Consider the following 3,457-nt stretch of genomic DNA (forward strand, 5'->3'; position numbering starts at 1 on the left):
GCCGCCCACCTCGCCTCCTACGCCGGACTGGCCCCCACCACGAAGCAGTCCGGCACCTCCATCCACGGCGAACACGCACCCCGAGGCGGCAACCGGCAACTCAAACGGGCGATGTTCCTGTCCGCCTTCGCCTGCATGAACGCCGACCCGGCCTCCCGCACCTACTACGACCGCCAGCGAGCCCGCGGCAAGACCCACACCCAAGCCCTCCTCCGCCTCGCCCGCCAGCGCATCAGCGTCCTGTTCGCCATGCTCCGCGACGGCACCTTCTACGAACCCCGGACACCGAAAGACGTCGAGCTCGCCGCATAACCCCAGCAACACCGAACCACCCCAAACCCGACAAGGGTGCCTTGACGAAGGACATAGAGGCACCCCCCCCGGCACCGGACACACGGGACCCGGTCTGCGTCATGGCCCCGGCGTGGGGGCGACACGGACCTCGATGTCACCGATCATGTGGACCGGCCAGGGCCGGGCGTAGCCGGGCGGGGTACCTCCGGGGCCGGTGAGGGTGGCGACCGGGGTGCGCTCCGCGGTGCGCAGGATCTCGCCGACCGTGGTGTTCTCGTTGTTGCCGAACGTCGCGCCGGAGGAGCAGCCGGTGTAGTAGCCGATGGGGATGGACCGGTACCCGGTGAGCAGGCAGGGCGGGCGGACGCCGAGCCGGTGCAGTTCACCGGCCGTGCGGGCCCAGTCGCGGCGGCCGTCGAGGGTACGGCCGACGGTGTGCCCGAGGACGGCCAGCTGCACGGTGAGATGGCCGGCCATGGCGAGCGCGACCAGCGCCGCGGCGGCCGGCCGCCACCGTCCGCGCGGTGCCGTGACCAGGTACCACAGTGCCTGGGCGACCGGGATCGCGAGCAGGGCGTAGGCCGGCTGGAGGAAGCGGGGCGCCGCGTACCCGATCATGAACAGGTACGGGATCGCCGCGCTGGTGGCGCAGGCCAGCGGCAGCAGGGTGCGCAGGGTGCGGCGGGCCCGTACGGCGACGACCAGCCCGAGGACGGCCGGCAGCGGCAGGACGAACCACCACAGGGTGATCACCGGGTGGGGCATCGACCCGGTGCACGGACGGCACAGGGCGCGTCCGCCGAGGCTGCGGAGCTGGTCGTCCACGGCCATGTGCAGGCCGAGCCCGCCCTGGATGCGGGAGGCCTCGGCCAGCCGCTCCCCCAGTCCGCCGAAGGCGGTGTACGCCTCGATCACCCACTCGGCCCCGCCCGCCGTGAGGCCCCCGGCCAGGGCGAGCAGCGACCGCCACTGCCGGCCCGCCAGGGCGAGGACGAACAGCGGGACCGCCACCCAGACGGCGTCGGTGGGGCGCATCCAGGCCATGAGCGCGGTGCCCGCCACCACGGCCCACAGCGGGCCGCCCGCCGAGGGGTCCGCGCGGTGGCGCAGGAACCCGCCGACGGCGATCAGCGCGCCGATGGCGACCCAGTAGTTGGGCATGGCCTGGGGACCGTAGAAGAGGGTCACCCACAGGGAGGCGAAGAAGGCGCCGGCGGTGACCAGGATCCGGGGCGGGAAGAGGCCCCGCCAGCAGCGCAGGGCCAGGTAGAGGGCGAGACCGGAGAGCACGGCGAGGTAGACGCGCAACAGCACCGTGGAGTCGGACCAGGACGCGACGGGCGCCACCAGGAGGGTGACACCCCGGGAGCGGGGTGCGCTGAAGAAGGCGGCAGGGTGGTGGGAGGTGATCTGGCTGGTGTAGACGATCTCGTCCCAGCCGAGGCCCAGCACGGGGCGGACGAGGACGAGTTGGGCGAGGGTGAAGACGGCGGCGAGCACCGCGAGCGTCCTGCCGTCGTACGCCGGCCGGGAGGCATCCTGCCCGGACCGCTGCTCGCGGCGTCGTGTTGCGGCGAGCAGGGCACCGGCGCCGTCGGTCATCGTCCGTCCTTCGTTCTCACGCGTCATGGGTTCCGGGTTTCGCGGGCCGCGGGGACCGAGCGGGATGAGATCCGGCCGGGCTTTCGAAGATCTCGCACAACCTAACCCGCCCGAAACGGGCATGTGGGGGTATATACGGCCAACCGTCGCAGTGGCCCGCGGGGCCGTGATGTGCTCATGCCCCACGTCCGAGCTCTGCCAGGTCCGTGACGACCCGGTCGGCGCCGTGCGCGTACAGGGCGTCGGCCTGGCCCACCCGGTCCACGCCGACGACGTAGCCGAAGTGACCGGCGCGGCCCGCGTCCATGCCGGCGAGCGCGTCCTCGAACACGGCGGAGCGGGACGGCGGCACACCGAGCTCTCGGGCCGCGGCGAGGAACGTGTCCGGCTCCGGCTTCCCGGGCAGACCGCGTTCGGCGGCGACCACCCCGTCGATCCGGACGTCGAAGAGGTCCTCGGCGCCGATCGAGCGCAGCACGTCACGGCAGTTGGCGCTGGAGGAGACGATCGCGGTGCGCAGGCCCCGGGCGCGGACCGCGTCGATGTACCGCAGGGTCCCGTCATAGGCGGCCACGCCGTCGGTACGGATCCTCGCCAGCAGCAGTTCGTTCTTGCGGTTGCCGAGGCCGTGCACGGTACGGACACCGGGCGGGTCGTCCGGTGCGCCCTCGGGCAGCGCGATGTCGCGGGAGGCGAGGAAGGTGCGTACGCCGTCGGCGCGTGGGCGGCCGTCGACGTACTGGTCGTAGTCGGTGCCGGTGAAGGGGCGGAAGGCGTCGCCGTCCCGCTCGCGGAGGAACGCGTCGAACAGTTCCTTCCAGGCGGCCGCGTGGACGGCGGCCGTCCTCGTGACGACGCCGTCGAGGTCGAAGAGGCAGGCGAGGATGTCCTCGGGCAGACCCAGATCCGTCATGGGGAACACCTTCCCGCCACGACCCCGGACAGGGGATCGACTCCGGCCACATGGCGGCAGAACACCGGCCGGCCAAGTGACACACTCTCCCTGTGGCGCTGACCTTCGACGACCTCCTCCGGCGCGCCCGTTCCCTCCCGGGGGACGGCCGGCGCGCGATCCTCGGCATCGCCGGCAGCCCGGGCGCGGGCAAGTCCACACTCGCCGCTCGTCTGGTGCGGGAGCTGAACGGAGCCGGGGAGCCGTGGGTGGCGCACGTGCCGATGGACGGTTTCCATCTCGCCGACGCCGAACTCGACCGTCTCGGCCGCCGGGACCGCAAGGGTGCCCCGGACACCTTCGACGCGGCCGGGTACGCGGCCCTGCTGCGGCGGCTGCGCGAGGAGGCGGACGGCGAGATCGTGTACGCGCCCGGCTTCGAGCGGGTGCTGGAGCAGCCGCTGGCGGGAGCGGTGCCCGTGCCGCCGGCCGCCCGGCTGGTGGTGACGGAGGGCAACTACCTGCTGCTGGACACCGGCGCCTGGGCACAGGTCAGGCCGTGGCTGGACGAGGTGTGGTTCTGCGCCCTGGACGAGGAGGAGCGGCTGCGCCGTCTGATCGCCCGGCACGTGGAGTTCGGCAAGAGCCACGCGGAGGCGGTGGCCTGGG

Annotated in this window: 4 protein-coding genes; 2 read left to right on the forward strand and 2 right to left on the reverse strand. The window is 73.1% G+C overall.

All coding sequences use genetic code 11. From position 1 onward, the window contains the following. The coding region (locus B9S61_RS28650; protein WP_146064976.1) for a transposase at nt 1–312 on the forward strand (312 nt) is incomplete at its 5' end. Nucleotides 313–411: 99 nt separating this feature from the next. Here the strand turns inward: B9S61_RS28650 and B9S61_RS28660 are convergent. Beyond that, nucleotides 412–1,896, reverse strand: a complete 1,485-nt coding sequence (locus B9S61_RS28660) for a hypothetical protein (RefSeq protein ID WP_103544830.1) — start codon at nt 1,894–1,896, stop codon at nt 412–414. A gap of 175 nt (nt 1,897–2,071) precedes the next feature. Next, a complete protein-coding gene (locus tag B9S61_RS28665; protein WP_103544831.1) occupies nt 2,072–2,809 on the reverse strand; it encodes an HAD family phosphatase in 738 nt (245 codons plus the stop codon). A gap of 92 nt (nt 2,810–2,901) precedes the next feature. Between B9S61_RS28665 and B9S61_RS28670 the strand changes: the two genes are divergently transcribed. Then, the coding region (locus B9S61_RS28670; protein WP_103544832.1) for a nucleoside/nucleotide kinase family protein at nt 2,902–3,457 on the forward strand (556 nt) is incomplete at its 3' end.

Source organism: Streptomyces sp. SM1, assembly GCF_002910825.1.
Lineage (GTDB): Bacteria > Actinomycetota > Actinomycetes > Streptomycetales > Streptomycetaceae > Streptomyces > Streptomyces okerensis.

Bases quoted from the DNA above. Each gene is read 5' to 3' on its own strand.
- B9S61_RS28660 (WP_103544830.1), bottom strand. From the start codon at position 1,896: ATGACCGACGGCGCCGGTGCCCTGCTCGCCGCAACACGACGCCGCGAG.
- B9S61_RS28665 (WP_103544831.1), bottom strand. From the start codon at position 2,809: ATGACGGATCTGGGTCTGCCCGAGGACATCCTCGCCTGCCTCTTCGAC.